Below are 22,650 nucleotides of genomic sequence, written 5' to 3' on the forward strand. Positions count from 1 at the left end.
TTTTTAAATTGATTTAATTATAAAAATACCCTCTTACAAGGGTATTTTTATTATATAAACGGTTTAACTGACAAACGGATTAATGCCTGTTATATGAGCTTAAACATCATTGGCAGGCATTTAATCAAGTAACAACCTGTAGTGTCATTTCTTTGTTGTAAAGCAACGCTAGCCGGTTACTAACTTAGCCAATGCTAAGGCAAATTAATAACCAACCAGGTACCGTTATTTACTTCTCTTGTCGCTGTCGGTGATTCAATAGAAAAGGAGCCAATGGCTCCTTTTCCTTATTTGGATTGATGATAGAAATTCAAATACCACTCTACAAACTGCTTCACGCCATGCTTTAGCAGCGTATTGGGGGCGAATCCTATTTTTTGAAAAAGGTCACTTGAATCAGCACAGGTCGATAGAACATCACCATCTTGCATGGGCATAAAGTTTTTCTTAGCCTGAATGCCTAATGACTCTTCTATCGCCTCAATAAAATCACCTAGTCTAGTCGGTTGACCATTACCAATATTATAAATACAGTAAGGAGCAGAACTGGCAGATATTTGCCCATCCTCAACCATCCAGCTCTCATTTGATGCAGGAATGATGTCTTGCAACCTGATTATTGATTCAACGATATCATCTATATAAGTAAAGTCTCTAACCATGTTACCGTGGTTATAAACATCAATAGGCTGCCCTAATAACATCGCTTTAGTGAACTTAAATAAAGCCATATCAGGACGTCCCCACGGGCCATATACGGTGAAAAATCGCAAGCCTGTCGTTGGCAACTGATAAAGATGAGAGTAACAATGAGACATTAATTCATCTGATTTCTTAGTTGCCGCATATAGTGAAATTGGGTGATCAACTGAATCGTTTGTCGAAAACGGTTGCTTTCTATTTAACCCATAAACAGAACTGGAAGAAGAATATAATAAATGCTCAACATTATTATGGCGACAACCCTCCAGGATATTGATATGCCCGACTATATTCGAATCAATGTAAGCCATTGGGTTTTGCAACGAATAGCGAACACCAGCCTGAGCGCCCAGATGGATAACCCGCTGGAATTGATGCCGCACAAAAAGATCGAAAATGGCTATTCTGTCAGCTAAATCCAGCTTTTCAAATTTAAAACCCGGCTTATCAAATAATAGATCTAACCGTGCTTGTTTGAGATTCACATCATAATAGTCATTAAGGTTGTCAATACCCACAACCTCATGCCCCATTTTCAATAATCGCTGGCTCACATGAAAACCAATAAAACCAGCAGCACCTGTCACTAAGAATTTCATCGTATTACTCAGATAACCGGGTTAATGGATGCGCCACGACCAATCCCATAATACATAAAACCACGGGATTGCAGGCGTTCAGGATCATAGAGATTCCGCCCGTCAAAGATAACTGGCGTCCTGAGAGACGCTTTGATGACATCAAAATCCGGCGCCCGGAAACTTTGCCATTCAGTACAGATAATCAGGGCATCTGCCCCATTCAGCGCCGCTTCCTTAGTCCCCATCAATGATAAATCATCACGCTGACCATAAATACGCTGAGCTTCCTGCATAGCCTCAGGATCGTAAGCCTGTATCTTAGCTCCTGCCTGCCACAACGTTTCCATCAAAACACGACTTGACGCTTCACGCATATCATCGGTATTCGGTTTGAACGATAACCCCCAGACCGCAAACGTCTTACCGGATAAATCTTCACCGAAATGGCGTTTGACAAAAGAGGGTAATTTACTCTTTTGCAGTTCATTCACTTGTTCTACCGCATGAAGAATCTTGGGTTGGTAGCCAATTTGCTCTGCGGTACGAATTAACGCCTGCACATCTTTCGGAAAACATGAGCCACCATAACCACAGCCCGGATAGATAAAATGATAACCAATACGGGAATCAGAACCCATTCCCTGACGAACATGCTCAATATCCGCCCCCAGCATTTCAGCTAAGTTCGCGATCTCATTCATGAAACTGATTTTCGTTGCCAACATACAGTTCGCGGCATATTTCGTCAGTTCTGCACTGCGGATATCCATCACAATCATACGATCATGATTACGGTTAAATGGCTCATACAACTCACGTATCAGGTCAACGACTCTGTCGTTGTCACACCCAATAATAATCCGCTCAGGGCGCATACAATCTGCAACAGCGGCCCCTTCTTTGAGAAACTCCGGGTTAGAAACCACATCAAATGGGATATCAATATTGCGTTTACGCAGAGTCTCATTGACAACCGCATTAACTTTATCTGCTGTACCAACAGGAACGGTAGATTTATCAATAATAACTTTATAGCTATCCATGTACTCCGCAATAGTACGGGCAACGGCGGAGACATACTTCAAATCCGCTGAACCATCTTCATCGGGAGGCGTACCTACCGCAATAAACTGTAACTTACCGTGAGCAACACCGGCTTTTGCATCAGTGCTGAAATTCAGACGGCCTTCTTCATAATTCTTCTTAACCAGTGGCGCTAAGCCAGGCTCAAAAATGGGGACTTGACCATTTTTCAGATTCTCAACTTTATTTTCATCTACATCAATGCAAAGGACATCATGCCCTACTTCAGCTAAAACCGTAGCCTGAACCAGGCCAACATAACCAATACCAAATACTGTAACTTTCATATGATACCTAAAAATTTCCACAAGATTATTCTTTAGCTTGATCCTGCAAAGCCACTAACCAATCAGTAAACTCTTTGCCTAAAGCATGATGTTTCATACCATATTGGACAAACGCCTGCATATAACCGAGCTTATTACCACAATCATGACTTACCCCCCGCAAGTGATAGGCTTCCACGGGTTCCTTTTCCATTAACATAGCAATAGCATCGGTAAGCTGAATCTCATCTCCGGTACCCGGTGCTGTTTTTGCCAATAATGGCCAAATTTTTTCAGACAACACATAACGGCCAACAATAGAAAGGTTTGACGGCGCTTCTTTTGGTTCAGGTTTTTCAACCACACGCCTGATAGGTTTACTGTCGCCGGGTTGCAGATTTTCTCCCTGGCAATCGACAATACCATAACTGGAAACATCTTCATGAGGCACAGGTTCTACTAATATCTGGCTGGCTCCCGTTTCATTATAACGAACCAACATCTCGCTCAGATTATATTTAGTCAAGTCTGTACTGTACTCATCAAGAATAACGTCAGGGAGTATCACCGCAAAAGGCTCATCGCCAATTAAGGGCTTGGCACATAACACCGCATGGCCTAATCCTTTAGCAATTCCCTGGCGAGTTTGCATAATAGTGACGTGACTTGGACAAATAGATTGAACTTCATCCAGTAGCTGACGTTTCACCCTTTGCTCAAGGATAGCCTCCAGCTCGAAACTGGTATCGAAATGGTTTTCAATTGAATTTTTTGATGAATGAGTCACCAGGATAATTTCATTAATGCCAGCGGCAATACATTCATTAACAACATACTGAATAAGAGGTTTATCCACTAAGGGCAGCATCTCTTTAGGAATTGCTTTCGTAGCGGGTAACATCCTTGTTCCCAATCCCGCGACGGGAATAACGGCTTTCTTTACTATTTTACTTACTGATGGCATTAATCTTTTCTCCTGATGTTTTTTTGGCTGAAACAAATCCGTCTTCAACTCAAAATCAGTGCTGGCCCTTTAAGAACCTATTCCAATAAGGCGTCATTAATTGCAGACCATTCTTGTCAATAAATCGAGAGTGCGGGCAGCATACAAAAACCGACGCATACACAGAACACATCGCTTTGCCCGCCTTTCTGGTCACATGAATAGTACACTCAAAAGTTATCGCTTTTATCTGCGCCTTGCTAAATTCACTCTTTGCACTAAAGAGCGATAAATAAAACAGCCGGGTAGATTCCAAGCAGAATGAACTGAGTATACCAGCTAATTCTACCCGATAAACAGCGCCATTCTGTTTAATTACATCACCGTGACTTGATGTTTAATATCTGCTTTAAACAAAATCCCACCTTGGTAATATTCACCCGGAATATATTGAAGAAAGCATCAATTTTATTTGACTATCTGTATTCCAAATCCGACATTGCCATTCAGCACTATGAGAACAAACCTGGTTCGAACAAATTGTTCTCAACGTCCCAAGAGGAACACCACTATCTAATTGGATTTGGTGGTTACCCGACTTAATACTGGCATGTAACCCCGCAGAAGTCAGCAGAACCGTTTTATTGATTGTATGATAATACCCAAGCAGCAATGGAAATTGCCCTTGTAATCCGGCATCTTCCAACAAATTATTAATCCTGTTTAGAATACCTGACATACTGGGTAAACGCCGGGAATGATGGGTGATATGCTCTTGTAACAAACTGTTAAATACGACTCTGAGTAATAATGCTGAAATCACACCGTACTCTGTTGAACGGCTGATATCCAGACAATAAAAAGCTAATTCATTGTCGGATAACGCCGCCATATCGAGAATTAATCCTGGTTTATCAATCATATTTAATTTTCGGTAATTAACTTTACAGTGAGCAATCACCTGAGAAACTGGGGGTTGTAACTGCTTAAGCATATTTAATGCTTCATCTGAATTATGTTTCAGCGTTAACCAATCTTTATTCAAGTTATTCTGTTCAATTGCACCAGACATAAAAACCGTTGGATGTAAATAGGCCAGCACTGTTTTTTTTATCTCATTTAGATCTGCAACAGGTTTTAATAAAACATCTTTTGCACCTAAACGAAGCACTTCATCAACTTCTGCCATCTTATTAGTTGCTGAAATAATGATAACTGGAATATTAATCCCCTCATTAGTCAATTTCGCAACAAATTCAATGCCATTCATAACCGGCATATCTAAATCACATAAAATAAGTTCAATATGAGCTTCACGTCCCAACACCTGTAGTGCAATAGCACCATTAGATGCGACCAATACCTTAGCGCCCAACGTTCGCAAATACCCAGCCAGCAAAGAACTAAAAACAGGTTCATCCTCTACAATCAGAATCTGTTTGCCTGCCAGTGCTTTTTCCATAAACACGCTCCCTTAGCTTAATATTGCGACTTTCACCTGTTCTTAGGTACTATCAATCATATTAGTTCAATAAAGTGACTATCATTTGTTCTCTTACGTTTCTTTGCAATAGAAAACGCATAAAATGGTATTTCACCCTTTACAATTGGAGTTATTTTGACAGAGTTATGCCCTTGCGGCAGTGGAATAGATTTTGCGGATTGCTGTTCTGCCTATCTCAAAAACACAAAACCTGCCCCCAACGCCGAATCTTTGATGCGTTCCAGATACAGCGCCTATGTAAAACATAATGCGGATTATCTTATTGCCAGTTGGCATCCTGACTGCCAGGCTGAAAAGTGGCGTTCAGATATAGAACAGAGTTTTATTGCTACCCAATGGCTCGGATTAAATGTTATCGCAACTGAAAAAGGTAAAAACGATAACGAAGCCTATGTTGAATTTTCAACTTGCTTTCTTGATCAAAAAGCCCAGGATAAACAACTTATTCATGAGCGTTCACGTTTTCTTCGTATAGACCAGCGGTGGTATTATATTGACGGCGTTAAACCTCAAACTGGCCGTAATAGCCCCTGTCCATGCGGTTCAGGTAAAAAATACAAAAAATGTTGTGGTTAATCACCACAGACAAAAAGTGAAAAAGATTTAAGGATCATCCCATTCATGCAACACCAACATGTACAAAAGAAAATTCTGCGCACTATTTGCCCTGATGCAAAAGGATTAATCGCCAAAATTACTAACATCTGCTACAAGCACCAACTGAATATCGTTCAGAATAATGAATTCGTCGATCATCATACCGGCCGCTTTTTCATGCGTACTGAGCTTGAAGGAATTTTCAACGATGAAACATTTCTGGCTGACTTAGATGACGCGTTACCGGTGGGTTCTCAGCGGGAATTAAATACTGCTGGGCGGCGACGTATTGTTATTATGGTGACAAAAGAAGCGCATTGCCTTGGGGATTTACTCATGAAAAGCGCTTACGATGGGCTTGATGTTGAAATTGCCGCGGTTATCGGCAACCACGCAACATTACAATCATTAGTTGAACAATTTGGTATCCCTTTCCATTTAATCAGCCATGAAGGTTTAACCCGTGAGCAACACGATGAAAAACTGATTGCCCAGATCGACCAGTACAAACCTGATTACGTAGTACTCGCCAAATACATGCGGGTACTGACACCGGAATTTGTCCGGCATTACCCAAATCAGATTATTAATATTCACCACTCCTTCTTACCTGCATTTATCGGGGCGCGCCCTTATCATCAGGCATATGAAAGAGGCGTAAAAATCATAGGAGCGACAGCCCACTACGTGAATGATAATCTGGATGAAGGACCAATCATTACTCAGAATGTCATTAACATAGACCACACATACACGGCTGAAGACATGATGAGAGCGGGCCGGGATGTTGAAAAAAATGTACTGAGCCATGCTTTATACTGGGTACTTGCCCAACGGGTTTTTGTTTATGGAAACCGTACGGTCATTCTTTAATAGAAGAAGATCCCTTGCTTATTGCTCACAACTGACTCGCTCGGGGCAAAAAAACAGCATACGGTAACTTATTTTCAAATATATACTTTACAGCGGCGGTTCATTTGATATGATTCCGCCCGCTGTAAGCAACAGTGATACTTTTCAAAATCTGGTGGGGTTCCCGAGCGGCCAAAGGGAGCAGACTGTAAATCTGCCGTCACAGACTTCGAAGGTTCGAATCCTTCCCCCACCACCATCAAAAACAAGTTATTATTCCTGAATATTCAAACAAAGCTGCGGATGCATATTCCTCGTTTGGAGGAAGGTTGAGAACCTTCACTAAGAAACACTAGTATCAGCCATCTATGTTTAATCAACTCTTCGATGAAGTTATAGAGAAATATGGCAGACAACCGTTTGTTCATGACTACATGTTGAATGGGTAGTGATAGCATATCTATATTTGATATAGATATGCTATCATCATGTCTGAACAAATACACTCATACGAGGTATACCCATGCAAAACACTCATGAAAAACCAGCAGCCAGCTTTCTTTTGCGTTTGCGCAGCCGGGACACTCCTACCAGTATCAGTGCTGCAACCCTTGATACGCTGGTAAACGTTACGGGGATGAGTAAAACAGAACTCGTGCACCTTGCCTTACGCAATCTGGCCGATCAGTATCTTCCTCATTACGAACGTGATGACGGCCCGCTGACACACGAACAGATAGCTGCTATCCACAAAGCAAGTGAAGCAAGCACCCTGCCAGATAGTGTTTTTACGCAAAGTTTAATCTGACGGAGGTAACTGGTGGCGAAAGCAAAAAGAATAACGCGCTTCACCCCGCTAGCAACAATAGGAAGCATACTATGGTGCCGGTTCCCACAATGTGTTGGCGTACCGGGGCCAAAACCAAGGCCAGCTCTTGTGCTGGCTGCATCGCCCGCCGAACATGCTTTAGTTGTGGCTTATGGTACTTCACAGAAAACAGACAAAATCTATCCCGGAGAATTTGTCATTGAGACAACTGATCCAGATTTTGTTCTAACAGGTCTGGCATTCGATACGAAGTTTGATCTCAACCACCGGCTAAAGCTCTATTACACCTCAGAATGGTTCAGCATTGCACCTGCCCGTCGAACCTTCCCTATCCCAGTCTCACCACACATAGGTATGTTGCCAGCAAGTTACTACGAGGCTGTACGTAAGGTTGCACGTCAGTAACCTTACGATTGATAAACGAGCTTACCTATCCTCCACTACTGTATTGTGAGGCGTTAGACGTTAAAAGCACTCAACGAAATTCGCTTACCTGGCCTTAAATGTGTATCCATAATCATATTTTTCATCACACCTTTATGTGAAAGTTAACATTTCACAACAATCCAACATAAACTTTACAAATCAAATAATTATAAGAAAAATCAACTTCGCGCATAGGATGCTCGAATGTGATAGCAGTCGTATATTTGTGAAATAGCGTGTGAAATAATCATAAAAAATAACAAATTATAACAACAACACTAGGGAACCATCATGAACCCGTCAGCACAAAAAATAAGAATTATAGGATTGGGGGAATGGGAATCGCCTGTTCATTAATACGTGCAGGCATTCCTACATATGGGTTTGATTTAAACTCACTTTGCCGGAGAGAAAATAATGACCATCAAATTGGGCGTTATTGCCGATGACTTTACCGGCGCAACCGATATCGCAGGTTTTATGGTGCAAAGTGGCTGGCGAGTCATTCAGCTTCTTGATACGCCTGATGAAAATACCATCATTTCACAGGACATTGATGCCCAAGAGATTGATGCGATTGTTATCAGCCTGAAAAGCCGCTCCTGTCCGGTAAATGAAGCAGTGAATAACGCGCTGAAATCCTGTCGCTGGCTACGCCAGAAGGCAGGCTGTCAGCAAATATTCTTCAAATACTGCTCAACTTTTGACTCCACCAGCAAAGGCAATATCGGGCCGGTAACTGATGCTCTGATGGATGAACTGAAAACAGACATCACGCTAATCTCCCCTGCCCTTCCTATCAACGGTCGAACAGTTATTCATGGACATCTGTTTGTCAACGGTCAACTACTTAACGAAAGTGGTATGCAGCACCATCCCGTCACCCCCATGACAGATGCCAATCTGATACGCCTGATAGAGCAACAAGCTCAGGGAAAAGCAGATTTGGTGGATCTGACATGTATTCATCAAGGGGAACAGGCAATCCGCGATCGGCTAAACAATTTACAACGACAAGGCATACGTTACGCAGTAACAGACGCCATGACCATGAATGACCTGCTACCTACTGCCAGAGCTGCCTTAAAACTGAAATTAGTCACCGGTGGTTCCGGTCTTGGTGCTGCACTTGCCAGCATAGATACCGGAAAACCATTGATACCACTTCAGCCGGAAGGCGCAACACCACCAGCCCAGAATAGACATACCGTAATCTTTTCCGGCAGTTGCTCCGCTATAACTAACCAACAAGTTGCCCAATACCAAAAATGGGCTCCTGCCAAAGCCCTGGATATTGGTTCATGCATCAATGATCCTCAGTATGCCAAACGACTGGTAACCTGGATTATTCAACAACCTGAAAACAGCCTGGCGCCAATGTTATACACAACTCAACCCCCGGAAACATTGCAGAAAATCCAACAACAACATGGTGCAACCATTGCCAGTGAAGCAATAGAAAACATATTCTCCAGCGTTGTAAAAAGCCTGCATCAACAAGGGTTCAATACATTTATTGTCGCAGGCGGCGAAACTGCCGGTAAAATAGTACAAAGTCTGAACATCCGACAATTCAGTATCGGTGCGCCTATTGCCCCTGGCGTACCCTGGGTACACGATCTACAACACAATTATTGGCTGGCATTGAAATCAGGTAACTTCGGCGATATTGATTTCTTCCTGCGTGCACAGGAGATGTTTCATGTGTGAACAAGCGCTACGGACAGAACTAGTCGAATGGGCCCGTTCAATGTTTTACCGGGGTTATAGTAGTGGCGGTACAGGTAATATCAGCGCTAAGTTGACAGATGGCACGATCATCATTACGCCAACCAACTCCAGTTTTGGCGACTTGCAAATTGATCGCCTGAGCAAGCTGGATGCAGAAGGTCACTGGCTATCCGGTGACCAACCCACAAAAGAAGTTGCCATGCACCTGGCAATGTACCGCAACCGTCCCAAATGTCAGGCGGTGGTACACCTGCACTCCCCTTGGTTAACTGCCCTTTCCTGCCTGCCAAATCTGGACAGCTGCAACTGTCTACCGCCGATAACACCTTACTATGTCATGCGGATTGGCAAACTACCGCTGGTGAAATATCTACCACCTGGAGATAAAAGAATCGGTGAAGAAATTGCGAAGCTGGCCGCAAAACATAACGCAATTCTGCTATCGAACCACGGACCCGTTGTCAGCGGAGAAACTTTACGGCAAGCTTTTTTCAACGCGGAAGAATTAGAAGATACCGCACGGCTCTATTTAACATTATTACCACACGGTTTCACGACGCTAAATGAAGAACAAGTACAGGAAATTGAAACTCGTTACCCAAAAAACTGAGTAAACCAACAAGGAATTGATCATGGCTAAATTTGCGGCAAACTTGAGCATGATGTTCAACGACGTGCCTTTTACAGAACGTTTTGCCCGCGCAGCCAAAGCCGGATTTAAAGGCGTTGAATATCTGTTTCCTTATGAAGCAGCGGCAGAAGATCTTGCTGCCCTGTTAAAACAGCATCAATTAACCCAGGTTTTATTCAACATGCCAGCCGGAAACTGGGCGGCAGGTGAAAGAGGAACAGCCTCTATTCCCGGACGTGAAAAAGAATTTGCTGAAGGTGTGCAAACTGCCCTGAAATACGCATTAACGCTGAACTGCAAGCAAATTCATGCTATGGCGGGAAAGCTGAATAAACAATTTACACCGGAACAACAGCGTGAGTGTTATATCAGAAATATTCAACATTCCGCAGATGTCATGGCAGAACGTAATATCAATATATTAATTGAACCGATTAATAACCGTGATATGCCGGGTTATTTTCTGGCAACTCAGCGCCAGGCCGAAGTATTGCTCAAAGAAATTGATCGACCAAACGTTTTTATCCAGTTGGATCTATACCACTGCCAGATTATGGAAGGGGATTTATTGCACACCATTAAACGCCTATGGGGAAAATTCCAGCACATCCAAATTGCCTCTGTGCCGGAGCGTCATGAACCCGATAGCGGCGAGGTAAACTACCCGTGGCTGTTTAATCAACTGGATGACATGGGTTATCAAGGGTGGCTGGGTTGCGAATATCACCCCGCCGGCCACACAGAAGACGGTCTGGATTGGCTTCTCAAAGCACAAAAATAACCAGGAGAAAATATGCTCCCATCAGAGCGCAGAGACTTTATTTATCGCTATGTACATGAATATCGGACAATCTCTATCAATACACTGGTTGAATTGATGAACGTCTCGCATATGACAGTACGGCGGGATATCCGCACTCTGGAGGAAGAAGGAAAAGTTATCAGTGTCAGTGGCGGTGTGCAACTTAGCGATGTCTTACGTCAGGAACTGCCCTGGAATGAAAAAGCCCGGCTTCATCACCGGCATAAACGGGAAATTGGTCAATACGCGGTATCTATGGTTGAAGACGGACAAGTGGTTTACCTTGATGCCGGTACCACCACGTTTGAGATTGCCAAAGTGCTGGCTGAACGTTTTAACCTCACCATCATCACTAATGATTTTTCCATTACCCAATACCTGATGAACAAACCCCAGCTGAACCTGTTTCATACCGGGGGGCAAGTCGATAAGAGGAATCACTCTTGTGTTGGCCGCACCGCAGCTATGCTACTTCGCAGCCTGAATGTGGACATTGCCTTTATTAGCACCAGTTCATGGGATCTGGGGCATGGCGTCTCCACGCCACATGAAGAAAAAGTATTAGTTAAACAGGCAGTACTGGAAATCGCCCGCCGCCGGGTTTTGGTTTCTGACAGCAGTAAATATGGCAAATACGGTATGTTTCGTATCTGCCCGCTTTCGAGTTTGGATGACATTGTCTGTGATAGCCAACTTCCGCTAAAGGTGCAGCAACAATTACGGGAACACAACCTGATATTGCATACCGTCAACGTATAAAAATAAAAATTCCTACCCTACAAGCAAATAGCCCAGGGCTATTGAACAGGAGAGTCACATGAAAGTGATAATCACTGGCGGCGCAGGTTTTCTGGGCCAGCAACTCGCCAGTGCTTTGCTAAGAAACAACCAGGAATTCAATTTCGATCAGTTAATACTGACCGATATTCAATTCCCTGTTTCACCGGTCAATGATCCTCGCGTCCAGTATCTGGCACTGGATTTAACTCAGGCAAATGCTGCGGAAAAGCTGATTGATGAAAACAGCACCGTATTATTCCATTTAGCCGCCATTGTCAGTAGCCATGCTGAAAATGATTTCGATCTGGGTTTGCAAGTTAACTTCGATGTCACCCGAAACTTATTGGCAATCGCACGGGCCAAAAATCCAAAATTGAAGTTTATTTTCACCAGTTCCCTTGCGGTATTTGGTGGAGAATTACCGGCGACTATCACCGAACAGAATGCAGTTAATCCTCAATCATCCTATGGCACACAGAAAGCCATGTGTGAATTGCTGATTAACGACTATTCCCGTAAAGGCTATGTGGATGGCCGGGTACTCCGCCTGCCGACAATTAGTGTTCGTCCCGGAAAACCAAACAAAGCCGCATCCTCTTTTGCCAGTGGCATTATCCGTGAACCTTTGTATGGAGAAAGTAGCATCTGTCCGGTTTCCCGCGATCTCACCTTATGGCTTTCCAGCCCTGAAACGGTGATCCGCAACTTTATTCACGCCGCTCAAATCCCGGCGGAGAAATTTGGCCTTTCCCGCACAGTTAACTTACCCGGTATCAGTGTCACCGTTCAGGGCATGATTGACGCACTGGCAGAAATTGCCGGACAAAAAGCGGTGGATCTGATCCGCTTCGAACCGGATGAAAACATTAACCGCATTGTCGCCAGTTGGCCGGGTCATTTTGATATCAACCGTGGGCTGTCGCTCGGTTTCCAGGTTGATCGCGCTTTCAGTGATGCCATCCATGCTTTTATCGCCAATAACCTGTCCCTGGATGGTGGCTGATTATGGAGCTCTACATTCCGGTCATTGGTCTGGGTGTAGCCGTATTTACCCTGATCTTTCTGGTACTGCGTACCCGTGTTCATGCTTTACTGGCAATGCTGATTGCAGCGGTGATCGCCGGGATCTCCGGTGGTTTAACCGCAGCGAATACCATCGATATCATTACTAAAGGTTTCGGTTCCACACTGGGCAGTATTGGTATCGTTATCGGTTTGGGGGTCATGATGGGACGGGTGCTGGAAGTTTCCGGCGCAGCTGAACAGATAGCCTACAGCTTTATCAAATGGTTAGGTAAAAAACGCGAAGAGTGGGCATTAGCGATCACCGGTTATATCGTCAGCATTCCGATTTTTGTCGACTCTGCTTTCGTTATCCTCTATCCACTGGCTAAGGCCCTGGCGAAAAAAGGCAAACGCAATCTGCTAACGCTTGGCGTCGCATTGGCCGGTGGATTGGTTGTTACCCACAGTGCCGTCCCGCCAACACCGGGACCACTGGGTGTTGCCGCTATCTTTGGCGTAGATATCGGCGCCATGATGCTAGCCGGTATGGTTTTGGCCGTTCCTTGTGTTATCGGCATCGTGTTTTATGCCAAATGGTTAGCCATAAAATATCCAGAATTTCAGCCAGTTGATGAAACAGCAAAAACTGAGGACCTAAAAGAAATCCATCAGCGCTATATAGAAGAAAAAGTCAATAAACCCCTGCCCGGTCTATTTCTCTCTCTGATGCCGATTATCGTCCCTATCGCATTGATCTTCATTAAAGCCATTAATGGACTGTTACTGAGCACCAAAACTTTTTTTGGGCAAGAAAACAACTTATATTTTCAGACATTCGATTTCCTTGGTGCGCCAGTTATTGCCCTGGCGATAAGTGTATTGCTGGCAGTTTATACCCTGATGCCAAAAGTCAGTAAACATGAAGTAATGGAGCGTTTGGAAGAGGGTTTACAGGCTGCCGGTATTATTTTGCTGGTGACGGGAGCTGGCGGTGCATTAGGGGCGGTATTGCGCGAAAGTGGAACCGGTACTATTTTGGCACAACACATAGCGAACTTACCCCTGACTCCTGTGTTAATCCCATTTATTATCGCAACGCTGGTTCGACTGATCCAAGGCTCGGGCACCGTGGCAATGATTACCGCGGCTTCCATTTCCGCACCCATTATTGGTCAGATTCCGGGGATCAATATGCTGGTTGCCGCACAAGCGGCAACCATGGGTTCGCTATTCTTCAGCTACTTTAATGACAGCCTATTCTGGGTGGTTAACCGAATGATAGGCATTAACGATGTCAAACAACAAATGATCGTCTGGTCAATGCCAACCACTATCGCTTGGATAATTGGCTTGTGTGGCGTCATTATCCTTAATCTGGTGTTATAAACCCAATAAAGCAATATTAATTCAGCCTCCCTTACATGGGAGGCCGAATCAATGCATTAATAATCCAATAACTTTTCTACTGATTTTTATCTCCCGGTCATCGGAATATTGACTCCGGCAGTAAAACATTACCCCAATCCTCTTGTTATCCATATTATAAAAACCAAGTTACTTAATAATAAGTGTTTATTTTTCTTGATTTCAAATAAGAAAAATCCATTAATTATAAATGAGGTACAAATATAAATACAATTGTTATTCCACCAGACCATATTGATATAACATACAATGGAGTTTTATCTCTGTCATCATATTACACAAGGATTCTATTATGAAAGAAAAATTACTTCTTACTCTCGTTTTTATCGGCACGCTCTCATATTCATTAATGGCAAGCAGCGCCAGAGAATTAGATATAATAAATGGTCAACCTGCGGAACCGGGTGAATTTCCATTTTATTCAGCACTTAACACAAAAGATGGCAACATTGAAGGGCACCGTTGTGGCTCGGTATTAATCAATAAACGTTGGGTTTTAACCGCAGCTCACTGCGTTGAAGATGATAATATAAAATCCACAATCTATATAGGATTAGAAAGGTATAAACCTACGCCAATTTATAAGGATAAAGTTGATATTGAAAAAATTATTATTCATCCAAAATGGTTTGCACAAAAACGTGGGCAATATGACATAGCGCTAATTAAGCTCAACCGAGAGACAAACAGTGATGCTTTTGCAAAACTCAATGGAATAGATGAAACTATTGATCTGCCAGTTGATACAGAATTAACGGTTACTGGTTTTGGAAAAACAGAAAGTGTATCAACCCCGAATATATTAATGAAAACCGATGAATATATCCTTGATGATAATAAATGTATCGAAGTTCCTCCAGGATATCCTGATACAAATTACGATCCGGAAATAAATATTTGTTCTGGTAATCAAAATGGAGGTGTCGGCGGTGGGGACTCAGGAGGGCCATTGATGGTTAAAACAAGTAATAAAGATTATATCGTTTCTGGGCTGGTATCTCGTTCACTTTTAAAGCCAGCAGAACAATTTACCAAGGTCAGTTTCTTCAAAGATTGGATAATTGAAACGGTGAAGGAAAATTAACGCTTATTAGGTCTGCCGTGACATTGCTCCTATCGAATTAATCTGGTCTTAGCATAAAAAGTTAATCAATAAGAAGGAAACTCAATGCCTGAGGAGTGATCAAATCTTTTACGATGAAGCGACTCACATAATCCTCAGGCATAATTTACTCAATAAACCTCATCTACACACGTCTTAAACTAGAATGATCAAATGCTCTAATTTCCTTATTAAAACCTGTCACTTGTTCAAAAATGAGCTTTGTAATTGAAGAAGGACCCTGTCCTATTGCGTTTTTCATTAAAATATTATAGGGAAGAAGACCCGCTCTATCGGCAGAAGAATAATTTTTACATGTATAAATCACTTGTCCCCCTCGTTTTTCTCGTTTATATCCAAAATTGAGAAGACCTAATATTTCTCTTGCTGTAACTACATGGTAGCCATCTTCGTGATTCCATAAATTAGCAGGGGCTGCTGTTGACATTAGATGAAAGTCTGCATGCCTATGAATACCACCAAGTACCCAACAGTCATTTATTACACCAGACCATTTGTCTACTACCAGCATATTTCCTTGAGCATTTGGGTTCCATAAATTCTCATTTATTCCTTTACCAAGTCCAAGTGGCTTAAGAAATTTGTCTTGCCAAAGATCATTAGCTCGACCAATTAACATTGGCCCCGTTGATAAAAGGGCTTTACGATAAACTAGCCAGCAATACTCTGCTAAATCATTAAGATGATTCTTTTTCCTTCGACTATTAGGGAACTGATTGGAAAGACTTTCATGAACAGCATCCTTATCTTGTTCCCATAAGAATGGGTTGTTCTTTTTTCTATAACCTAGTGACTCAAGATCTCGTCTTAACGTCAATATTTCATATTTTTTCATATTTCATACCAACCATTTATGATAAAGAAATTATAGGAGTTATTTTTCTTTTGATTTTCACTTCATTAGCATTATATATTATCACCGTCAATTTAATCCGCTACCAATAATTTATAATTATTATTTAATAAATAATTCAGATAGTTAAAATAACACTTTCCCTCTAGAAGAATTTTAATAAGCGTTTATATATTCCAACTGTAATAAATAAATTCAATTCCCGAAGATATGAATAATTCCAATTTCTATTTATTGATTAAATAGTACAATCGTTATTATATTTTCAACTCCGAAAAAATAAAAAATAACCCATACTCATTGTTAAGAATGTAAAATAATGGTGCCTCATCCTTGAAATAAAGCACCATGATAAATCGTCCATTTAATAAAATACTATTTTATATTGGTGATTCTTGTGATCTATTATATCGAGATAATGTTGATGAAAAATTACTGCCCGCACTTTCCACCTTACCAGTAATAACATTAGCTGGCGCTGATAATATTCCAGAGCAATTATGGCAAGCGGCAAAATCATCTCCCGCTTGTTTTGTTGTTAATCGCTGTGTAAAAACAGATGATTTCAGCATATCCCGCATATATTCGCCTATTTTTCGGCTTCCAATAGTTTTCCCGGCCCTTTTATCTTCTAAAATCAATAAATGATTAAGTGCTTGTACCTCTGCGTGCAAACCAGCAATACCCGCCATCGTAGGTAATATATAATCATTATTAATAATATGATTTCTGATCAGGGATTCTGTTATTGGATGTAAAGATGTACCTGCTTCACTATACATATTCTTTATCCCTAAAATAAAAGAATCAATATCACTGACCTTATAAGCATCGACTTCTATTTGTTTTATTTCCCATTCATTTGTTTCTTTATTTTTCTCTATTAATGGCCGCCTAATCAAATTAACTCCAGGAAATAGCTTACCTTCGGCTAAATTTCTGTCATTATCCTTAAAATTGACAAACTCATCTTCATAATGACCATTATGTTCATATCCTGCATGAGCAGCGAAATTCGACAAAGAGTTTTTTGAATAAATAAACTTTCCGTCAGAAACACCATTCGCTTTTAAACCAGGTTCAGAGAAAGCACGTTGCTTTGCAGGTTTTAGCTGACCAAATCTCTTTGAAGAATTGAGAATTAATTTCGTCTTTTTATTAAAATCAGGTAACTTAGGTGTCTTTTTCTTATAAGCAGACATGACTGATTTAGCATTAGGGATATCCAGATATAATGCATCCAATAGCATTCCATCTGAAGTTTTACCTTTGCCAGATTTAACTGTTTTGTCATAAACATCATTTTTGAACATTTATAAATCCTCTATCATAGCTGAACTTGTTACATTTAAAATTATCATCAAAACGATTTAACACTTCAATTACAAATATTTAAATAAATAATAACTCTTAATAACTTTTTCATTATCCTGAATAATGCATTTAATCTGAATATCTTTCTATAATACCGCTATACTTATACCTTTGTTTTCTTTTTGAATCATATTATCTATCTTTTTGTTATTATTCAAAATAAACAAAGCACTTTCTGACAAATCAGATAGTGAAGAATATTGCAAGATAAATGAGCGAGATAGTTAAACCATAATTCTATATTCCAATTAACTTGGCAGAATTTTCTTTAGCAATAAAAATACCCACACCATTTATTTCAACAATTGCACTTTGACTATTTTCCCATTCAGAAATAATAGCTTTTATTCTCTCTAAATAATCCAAACGGGTAACACCAGAAACCTCAAGAATAACTTTTTCATTTTCCTGATTTTCATTATCCTCTGCGGTAAATTCAGTTTTCAGATTCACTTTAGCAAGAACAAAACGTACATCTTCTGTGCCACCTAAATCAAGACATAATTTCTCTGATAAAGCTTGATTTATTTGTTCACTAACCAAATTTGGTTTTTGATTCATAGAATGGGAAATCTCTCTAACCGGTTCTACCGTATTTATAATATCTTGAAGTTTTACAGGTGCTGTAACTGAATACAATAAAGATAGACGTGGACGATTACCGAGAGCCTGCCAAAAATTACCCAAGCTATTTAAATTTTCCTGCGGTGGGATCACTCGGGTATATGCGCCGGGAATTTTATATAATTGACGATTATTAATCAAGGCGTTCAAAACACCAGTCATTATTTTTGCAGCCTGATTATCGGGCTGACTATCTGGACTACAACCATCACTTGATGGTTTACTCGAATGCCAGTAGGTAATTAAATAATTATAATTAATATTTACCCATCCCGGTAATAATAGATGATTCGCAGGGCTATAACGCCTTGGCTCAGCAGAACGTAATTGTAAATCTTCATGTATATCATAAAGAAATACACTTATTGTCGGCTTCGATGGAATTAAATCCATTTCTGGCAGATCAAAACGAATATCAATATTAGTTAAATACTGAGATAGAATATCCTTTAATGCGTTATTAACTTCCACAATAGCATTATCAGGATCAATGATATTTTTCATATCGACTCCAAAATTAACAAATATTTAAAAAACCAATCGGCCGACTTTATTCAATTCAAGTATAATTGCTCGCTCGATATATTTATTTTCAATTTGTTCATTATTATCATTTACTGCCAATATTGATGATAATAAAGCAATATTCCTGATATTAGCACCAGTTATATCGGCACGTTTAGCCAAATGTTCAAAATTAATCTCATTCGATAATCTCAATTGTTCAGGCCAAATTGCCCACCACATTTTTTTACGCAGCTCTTCATCGGGATAAGTAAAGTGGGTAATAAAGCTAAAACGGCGATTAAAAGCGCTATCCAGATGGCTACGATTATTAGTGGCTAAAATAACTAATCCCGGATAATCCTCCAGCCGTTGTAACAGATAAGAAACCTCAATATTAGCATGTCTGTCCTGAGCATCTTTAGTTTCACTGCGTTTGCCAAACAGTGCATCAGCTTCATCGAAAAACAGTACCCCGGAATCCGCTTCGGCCAAATCGAAAATGCGAGAAATATTCTTTTCAGTTTCACCAATATATTTATTCACCACCGTAGAAAGATCGACCTTAATCAGATCAACCCCCAGATGCCCGGCAATAATCTCTGCGGCCATCGTTTTACCCGTCCCTGATTCACCATAAAATAAGGCACTAATACCTGTACCATAGCTTATTTTTTCCTGAAAACCGGCAGCTAATACTTGATCACGATAATTAATAGCGGCAATAATTTCTTTCAATTGTCGAATTAATTCATCAGAAACCACTAAGTCATTAAAACTACGTTTTGGGGTTATCCGCTGTGCTAATTTACCTAAGTTCTGTTGAGCACGGAAACTTAATGCCTGACGCAGATCGATCTCTTCCAATTGGCCTTCCGGCTGTCGAAGTATTTGGTATTGGCAAGCTTCTTCAAGGATTAGTGGCAATGTTTCCGCTGTAAATGAAAAACGCTGACATAATTGAGCAATATTAATTTCATCCGAAGCATGGTTTGGTAAGCTTTTTTCTAGCATGGTTTTTTTCTCTATCAGTGTTGTTATGGGCATATCGATTTGCACCATAGGCAGATGTTTAATCCACACTAATGAGTCTCGCGGTTCCATTAAACACACTACACGTAATTTTGTCTGATTCAGTAAAGCAGATAACGCACTATTCAATATTTTCTTTTCCTCTGCAAGTAAAGAAAAATTGCGGATTAATAAACAGGCATCGTGTAACCGGACTTCCCGTATTGCATCGGTTAGTAAGTTAGATATTACCGTTAGATTCTCTTCGTCTGGTAGGCGGGCTAAATCAAGGGTTAAAGTACTGATACCATGAAACGCCATAATATTACTGACGGCTAATTCTCTGGCGCTCCCCTCTTTTCCTCTTAATATCACCAGCGGACGTACTTCATTCAATAATATCTTTTCAAGTGAAGAATAAAGGGCTGATGGATACCAAGTTTGCAAAGCCGGCGTATTCCAGTAAGCACAAGTTATCAAGGGTGGTAAAATAACCCGTTGTCTTGATAGAAAATGCCAGACAGCACTGTGAGTTAAAAATTGCGTTTGTAGCCAAATAGGTTCCTCATCGTTATTGAGCCGTAATAAGTGGTTAAGAATTAATGGTGTTTGCGGTAAAAAGCTGTTTTGCAGTAACTGCCGATCACTTTGACGTTCACTAAATAATTCAATTGCTAAAGCAAAACTGGGCCACTGTTTTTTACTGTTACCATGCAAAGCAGCAAATAACGCATGATAACGGTTGTCGAAATGAGGTAATAAGCCTAACAATAAGGCATCACGTTCAAATTCAGTGAGTTCGAAACGTTCAATTAATAAGGATAATATATCAAAGCATGGGTTTTCTTCGATTTCAGGGAGGTTAACAATATCATCCCCTTTAATTATCCAATGGGGAATACCTAATGGTGTCACCAAACGTTGTTTTATTTCATCTTCAGTCAGTAAAAAACTCTCTGGTAAAGAATCGTATTTGTCGCTGTTTTGATAATAGTAATGCTGTAACCGCAGATCAACACGTTCCAGATGGGGATAAATCCAGCATAATTCAGCCACCATGCAGTGATTATTTTTCAGTAAAGAGTTCATATAAACCTTTTAAATATTTTGCCAGTCAATTTGTAAAGGGCGATTTAGCCAGGGAAATTTTGCAATATTTAACGGCCACGGCCAGTCGGTTAATAGCAAATCAAACGGTTGATGCTGTACTGTGATTTTGATTTCCTGATTATCTATCAGCAATTCACCCGGTCGTTGTAAAAACAGCTGGCGGACATCATTACGGCCTAATTTTTTCCACGTGGGAAGCTGGTTGATAATAGCATCCAGCCATTGTTCTATTATTAACTTTTTTTCCGGTTCAAGAGGCGCTAATTCAATAATTTCGCCAGCCATTAATCCACACAGAACGTTATTCAGAATCTTTCGTTCTGTTTGTACTTCTTCGTTCCCCCAAATAAAGTAATCAAGGAGACACACAGCATTAAACTGAGCCTGACGATGGATAAATTTCTGCGCTTCGAGCAAACCAAGCCGATTAAATAATGCGGGTAATATCGGCCATAAAACCAATATTCCTGCATTACTCACCTGACACGGAAAAGTTTGTTCAGTGAATAAAACCCGGTCAACGTGTGATCTATTGATAATTCGTGGTTGGTTACCGTGATTACCTGTAATGTTCAGGTTATCCAATGCCGATAATGCTTGTCGATCTTCGGTAATTAACTTTTTATCTGCATTATTTAAAATAAAGCGTTGCGAAAGATCTTGGTATTCTTTAGCAGAAAGATGTTTCTTACATACCAGTGAAACAGGAGCTAATTGCCATAGCGACGCTAACCAAGTTGTCCCATCTCGGTTATATAACGCCGAATGTTGAAATAGCTGGATAATATTTTGAGCGTTGACCTCTCCTTTTTGAATCGCTGTGGCTATTAATGAACGTTGATGCTGATTTAATGGCGGTAAATTTTGCTGCGGCTCTGTCGCTAATGCCTGTAATAATTCAATTAGTAACAGATCAACTTCAGTTATTTTTTGTAGAACGGGTTCTCTAAGACTCTGGTTTTCACAGCCAAAACGGTTAACTAAATTTTCATATTCCTGAACAGAGAGGTGTTTTTTACAAAGTTGTGGAATCAATTCTATTTGCCAAAGGGGCTTCAACCATTTATTTAATAAGGAATTATCAGTTACTATATTCTGGCGAAATAACGTAATAATAGACACAACATCAAGTATGCAGCTCTCAAGTTCAGCCGTGATATATGATATCACTTTCACATCTGGTTCAGGTATTTCCTGCGGATCATTCCGATGTATATATCCCAGTGCATTCAATACCAGTTGCCAAGAATAAACCGCCTTTCCTTGATGCTGGAATATATCTATATCCTCTGATAACTTACGATTAATAGCGGTTAATAAAGCAGGTTGATTGATAGATAAAAGCCGCTTCAAGCTGTGTTCAGATAGACAGCTTTTTGCCAATAATAGTGCTAAATTACTCTCTATTTTCATTAATTGATTAATTAATTTATTGATATCTGCATTATTACCCTCTATTATTCCCATTGTATTTAATTGAAAATCTTTACGATATAAATAATGAATAAAATCCTTAATGTGAACCAAATAATTATCATACAGTAAAGAAGATTTTTCGATGTTTTTTCGTAAAGTTAACTCTTTCGTGAGGATCTTATCCTTATTATTATTTTTATGATATTTGCTCAACACTCTATTTAGAGCGGTATTAAGCCGAATCGGAAACACTGAATTGAAATCATACAAACTTATTTCACCAAGATTTAGGGATAATGTTTCTAAATATATATTTCTGTTAATAGTGTATTCATTAAAGTATAAATCGAATAGATTATTTATATTGACTTGATTCAGTAGAGAGCCATGAAATATTTTTTTAGCTTCCTGTTGATTATTAGCCTCAATAGTAATGGTAATCCGACGCAACAGATTTGGCTCTGAAATCATATTAATA

Annotated in this window: 20 protein-coding genes and 1 tRNA gene; 12 read left to right on the forward strand and 9 right to left on the reverse strand. The window is 40.4% G+C overall.

Annotation, left to right across the window (positions count from 1 at the left end):
- Nucleotides 1-287 precede the first annotated feature (287 nt).
- The 4 genes from LGZ99_RS00880 to rssB all read right to left on the reverse strand — a co-directional run bounded on the left by LGZ99_RS00880 (nucleotide 288) and on the right by rssB (nucleotide 5,037).
- The gene (locus LGZ99_RS00880) at nucleotides 288-1,301 is read right to left on the reverse strand and encodes an NAD-dependent epimerase (protein ID WP_021325508.1); all 1,014 of its coding nucleotides are present in this window, start codon (nucleotides 1,299-1,301) and stop codon (nucleotides 288-290) included.
- 8 nt (nucleotides 1,302-1,309) lie between these two features.
- Nucleotides 1,310-2,653: a UDP-glucose dehydrogenase family protein gene (locus tag LGZ99_RS00885; RefSeq protein ID WP_021325509.1), complete on the reverse strand. Its 1,344-nt coding sequence runs from the start codon at nucleotides 2,651-2,653 to the stop codon at nucleotides 1,310-1,312.
- A gap of 25 nt (nucleotides 2,654-2,678) precedes the next feature.
- Nucleotides 2,679-3,596 (reverse strand): UTP--glucose-1-phosphate uridylyltransferase GalU, encoded by a 918-nt coding sequence (gene galU / locus LGZ99_RS00890; protein WP_031281089.1) that lies wholly within the window; start codon nucleotides 3,594-3,596, stop codon nucleotides 2,679-2,681.
- Between the two features lie 415 nt (nucleotides 3,597-4,011).
- Nucleotides 4,012-5,037, reverse strand: a complete 1,026-nt coding sequence (gene rssB / locus LGZ99_RS00895; protein ID WP_023045266.1) for a two-component system response regulator RssB — start codon at nucleotides 5,035-5,037, stop codon at nucleotides 4,012-4,014.
- A 156-nt stretch (nucleotides 5,038-5,193) separates the two neighbouring features.
- Here rssB and LGZ99_RS00900 point away from each other — a divergent pair, with 156 nt between their 5' ends.
- The 12 genes from LGZ99_RS00900 (at nucleotide 5,194) to LGZ99_RS00955 (ending at nucleotide 15,241) form a co-directional block, all read left to right on the forward strand.
- A complete protein-coding gene (locus LGZ99_RS00900; protein ID WP_021325511.1) occupies nucleotides 5,194-5,655 on the forward strand; it encodes a YchJ family protein in 462 nt (153 codons plus the stop codon).
- A 45-nt stretch (nucleotides 5,656-5,700) separates the two neighbouring features.
- The gene (gene purU, locus LGZ99_RS00905) at nucleotides 5,701-6,549 is read left to right on the forward strand and encodes a formyltetrahydrofolate deformylase (protein ID WP_021325512.1); all 849 of its coding nucleotides are present in this window, start codon (nucleotides 5,701-5,703) and stop codon (nucleotides 6,547-6,549) included.
- Between the two features lie 153 nt (nucleotides 6,550-6,702).
- Nucleotides 6,703-6,787 (forward strand) — tRNA-Tyr (locus LGZ99_RS00910).
- 264 nt (nucleotides 6,788-7,051) lie between these two features.
- The gene (locus LGZ99_RS00915; protein ID WP_021325513.1) at nucleotides 7,052-7,336 is read left to right on the forward strand and encodes a hypothetical protein; all 285 of its coding nucleotides are present in this window, start codon (nucleotides 7,052-7,054) and stop codon (nucleotides 7,334-7,336) included.
- Between the two features lie 12 nt (nucleotides 7,337-7,348).
- Complete coding sequence (locus LGZ99_RS00920) at nucleotides 7,349-7,762, forward strand: putative type II toxin-antitoxin system PemK/MazF family toxin (RefSeq protein WP_023045264.1); 414 nt, start codon at nucleotides 7,349-7,351, stop codon at nucleotides 7,760-7,762.
- A 438-nt stretch (nucleotides 7,763-8,200) separates the two neighbouring features.
- Nucleotides 8,201-9,493 (forward strand): 3-oxo-tetronate kinase, encoded by a 1,293-nt coding sequence (gene otnK / locus LGZ99_RS00925; protein ID WP_262978797.1) that lies wholly within the window; start codon nucleotides 8,201-8,203, stop codon nucleotides 9,491-9,493.
- Nucleotides 9,486-10,124 (forward strand): 3-oxo-tetronate 4-phosphate decarboxylase, encoded by a 639-nt coding sequence (otnC, locus tag LGZ99_RS00930; RefSeq protein ID WP_036837101.1) that lies wholly within the window; start codon nucleotides 9,486-9,488, stop codon nucleotides 10,122-10,124. The genes otnK and otnC overlap by 8 nt, the downstream gene beginning before the upstream one ends.
- 22 nt (nucleotides 10,125-10,146) lie before the next feature.
- Nucleotides 10,147-10,926, forward strand: coding sequence for a 2-oxo-tetronate isomerase (gene otnI, locus LGZ99_RS00935; RefSeq protein WP_021325517.1), 780 nt, complete (start codon nucleotides 10,147-10,149; stop codon nucleotides 10,924-10,926).
- 12 nt (nucleotides 10,927-10,938) lie between these two features.
- Nucleotides 10,939-11,706, forward strand: a complete 768-nt coding sequence (locus LGZ99_RS00940; protein ID WP_021325518.1) for a DeoR/GlpR family DNA-binding transcription regulator — start codon at nucleotides 10,939-10,941, stop codon at nucleotides 11,704-11,706.
- A 58-nt stretch (nucleotides 11,707-11,764) separates the two neighbouring features.
- Complete coding sequence (gene denD, locus LGZ99_RS00945) at nucleotides 11,765-12,730, forward strand: D-erythronate dehydrogenase (protein ID WP_036837100.1); 966 nt, start codon at nucleotides 11,765-11,767, stop codon at nucleotides 12,728-12,730.
- 2 nt (nucleotides 12,731-12,732) lie between these two features.
- Nucleotides 12,733-14,118 carry a GntP family permease gene (locus LGZ99_RS00950; protein WP_023045260.1) on the forward strand — a complete coding sequence of 462 codons (1,386 nt, stop codon included), beginning with the start codon at nucleotides 12,733-12,735 and terminating at the stop codon, nucleotides 14,116-14,118.
- A 331-nt stretch (nucleotides 14,119-14,449) separates the two neighbouring features.
- Nucleotides 14,450-15,241 (forward strand): S1 family peptidase, encoded by a 792-nt coding sequence (locus tag LGZ99_RS00955; RefSeq protein ID WP_023045259.1) that lies wholly within the window; start codon nucleotides 14,450-14,452, stop codon nucleotides 15,239-15,241.
- Nucleotides 15,242-15,404: 163 nt separating this feature from the next.
- Here LGZ99_RS00955 and LGZ99_RS00960 read toward each other — a convergent pair whose 3' ends face one another.
- The 5 genes from LGZ99_RS00960 to LGZ99_RS00980 all read right to left on the reverse strand — a co-directional run bounded on the left by LGZ99_RS00960 (nucleotide 15,405) and on the right by LGZ99_RS00980 (nucleotide 22,643).
- Nucleotides 15,405-16,115 (reverse strand): hypothetical protein, encoded by a 711-nt coding sequence (locus LGZ99_RS00960; RefSeq protein ID WP_021325522.1) that lies wholly within the window; start codon nucleotides 16,113-16,115, stop codon nucleotides 15,405-15,407.
- Between the two features lie 398 nt (nucleotides 16,116-16,513).
- Nucleotides 16,514-17,446, reverse strand: coding sequence for a YwqJ-related putative deaminase (locus LGZ99_RS00965; RefSeq protein WP_023045257.1), 933 nt, complete (start codon nucleotides 17,444-17,446; stop codon nucleotides 16,514-16,516).
- Nucleotides 17,447-17,744: 298 nt separating this feature from the next.
- Nucleotides 17,745-18,635: a Pvc16 family protein gene (locus LGZ99_RS00970; protein ID WP_036837098.1), complete on the reverse strand. Its 891-nt coding sequence runs from the start codon at nucleotides 18,633-18,635 to the stop codon at nucleotides 17,745-17,747.
- Nucleotides 18,636-18,659: 24 nt separating this feature from the next.
- Entirely contained in the window at nucleotides 18,660-20,735 is a 2,076-nt protein-coding gene (locus LGZ99_RS00975) for an ATP-binding protein (protein WP_036837097.1), read from the reverse strand.
- A gap of 9 nt (nucleotides 20,736-20,744) precedes the next feature.
- Nucleotides 20,745-22,643 carry a contractile injection system tape measure protein gene (locus LGZ99_RS00980; RefSeq protein WP_036837095.1) on the reverse strand — a complete coding sequence of 633 codons (1,899 nt, stop codon included), beginning with the start codon at nucleotides 22,641-22,643 and terminating at the stop codon, nucleotides 20,745-20,747.
- Nucleotides 22,644-22,650: the final 7 nt, after the last annotated feature.

The sequence above is a fragment of the Photorhabdus temperata genome (assembly GCF_025384845.1).
GTDB classification, from domain to species: Bacteria; Pseudomonadota; Gammaproteobacteria; order Enterobacterales; family Enterobacteriaceae; genus Photorhabdus; species Photorhabdus temperata.

What these genes read in the sequence shown, in the direction of transcription:
- LGZ99_RS00880 (WP_021325508.1), bottom strand. Translation starts at nt 1,301, where the DNA reads ATGAAATTCTTAGTGACAGGTGCTGCTGGTTTTATTGGTTTTCATGTG.
- LGZ99_RS00885 (WP_021325509.1), bottom strand. Translation starts at nt 2,653, where the DNA reads ATGAAAGTTACAGTATTTGGTATTGGTTATGTTGGCCTGGTTCAGGCT.
- galU (WP_031281089.1), bottom strand. Translation starts at nt 3,596, where the DNA reads ATGCCATCAGTAAGTAAAATAGTAAAGAAAGCCGTTATTCCCGTCGCG.
- rssB (WP_023045266.1), bottom strand. Translation starts at nt 5,037, where the DNA reads ATGGAAAAAGCACTGGCAGGCAAACAGATTCTGATTGTAGAGGATGAA.
- purU (WP_021325512.1), top strand. Translation starts at nt 5,701, where the DNA reads ATGCAACACCAACATGTACAAAAGAAAATTCTGCGCACTATTTGCCCT.
- LGZ99_RS00915 (WP_021325513.1), top strand. Translation starts at nt 7,052, where the DNA reads ATGCAAAACACTCATGAAAAACCAGCAGCCAGCTTTCTTTTGCGTTTG.
- otnK (WP_262978797.1), top strand. Translation starts at nt 8,201, where the DNA reads ATGACCATCAAATTGGGCGTTATTGCCGATGACTTTACCGGCGCAACC.
- otnC (WP_036837101.1), top strand. Translation starts at nt 9,486, where the DNA reads ATGTGTGAACAAGCGCTACGGACAGAACTAGTCGAATGGGCCCGTTCA.
- otnI (WP_021325517.1), top strand. Translation starts at nt 10,147, where the DNA reads ATGGCTAAATTTGCGGCAAACTTGAGCATGATGTTCAACGACGTGCCT.
- LGZ99_RS00940 (WP_021325518.1), top strand. Translation starts at nt 10,939, where the DNA reads ATGCTCCCATCAGAGCGCAGAGACTTTATTTATCGCTATGTACATGAA.
- denD (WP_036837100.1), top strand. Translation starts at nt 11,765, where the DNA reads ATGAAAGTGATAATCACTGGCGGCGCAGGTTTTCTGGGCCAGCAACTC.
- LGZ99_RS00950 (WP_023045260.1), top strand. Translation starts at nt 12,733, where the DNA reads ATGGAGCTCTACATTCCGGTCATTGGTCTGGGTGTAGCCGTATTTACC.
- LGZ99_RS00955 (WP_023045259.1), top strand. Translation starts at nt 14,450, where the DNA reads ATGAAAGAAAAATTACTTCTTACTCTCGTTTTTATCGGCACGCTCTCA.
- LGZ99_RS00960 (WP_021325522.1), bottom strand. Translation starts at nt 16,115, where the DNA reads ATGAAAAAATATGAAATATTGACGTTAAGACGAGATCTTGAGTCACTA.
- LGZ99_RS00965 (WP_023045257.1), bottom strand. Translation starts at nt 17,446, where the DNA reads ATGTTCAAAAATGATGTTTATGACAAAACAGTTAAATCTGGCAAAGGT.
- LGZ99_RS00970 (WP_036837098.1), bottom strand. Translation starts at nt 18,635, where the DNA reads ATGAAAAATATCATTGATCCTGATAATGCTATTGTGGAAGTTAATAAC.
- LGZ99_RS00975 (WP_036837097.1), bottom strand. Translation starts at nt 20,735, where the DNA reads ATGAACTCTTTACTGAAAAATAATCACTGCATGGTGGCTGAATTATGC.
- LGZ99_RS00980 (WP_036837095.1), bottom strand. Translation starts at nt 22,643, where the DNA reads ATGATTTCAGAGCCAAATCTGTTGCGTCGGATTACCATTACTATTGAG.